1 protein-coding gene is annotated in these 482 nt (G+C 67.6%); it reads left to right on the plus strand.

Annotated elements, in window-relative coordinates; genetic code table 11:
- Positions 1-482, plus strand: a 482-nt coding sequence (proB, locus tag HA630_RS01560; protein ID WP_166832164.1) for a glutamate 5-kinase, incomplete at both ends; no start/stop codon positions are given.

The raw sequence follows: 482 nt of genomic DNA on the forward strand, positions 1-482 counted from the left end.
CGCGAGGTCATCATGGTCAGCAGCGGCGCCATCGCCGAGGGCATGAAGCGCCTGGGCTGGACGGTGCGGCCCAAGGAAATCAACGAACTCCAGGCCGCCGCCGCCGTGGGCCAGATGGGCCTGGTCCAGATGTACGAGACCAAGCTGCGCGAACTGGGCCTGCGCAGCGCCCAGGTGCTGCTCACCCACGCCGACCTGGCCGACCGCGAGCGCTACCTGAACGCCCGCTCCACCCTGCTCACGCTGCTGGAGCACCGGGTGGTGCCGGTCATCAACGAAAACGACACGGTGGTCAACGACGAGATCAAGTTTGGCGACAACGACACCCTGGGTGCGCTGGTGGCCAACCTGGTGGAGGCCGACGTGCTGGTCATCCTGACCGACCAAAAAGGCCTCTACACCGCCGACCCGCGCAAGGACCCGGCCGCGCAGTTCGTGCACGTGGCCCGCGCCGGCGATCCTGCGTTGGAAGAGATGGCTGG

This window comes from Aquabacterium sp. A08 (genome assembly GCF_011742065.1).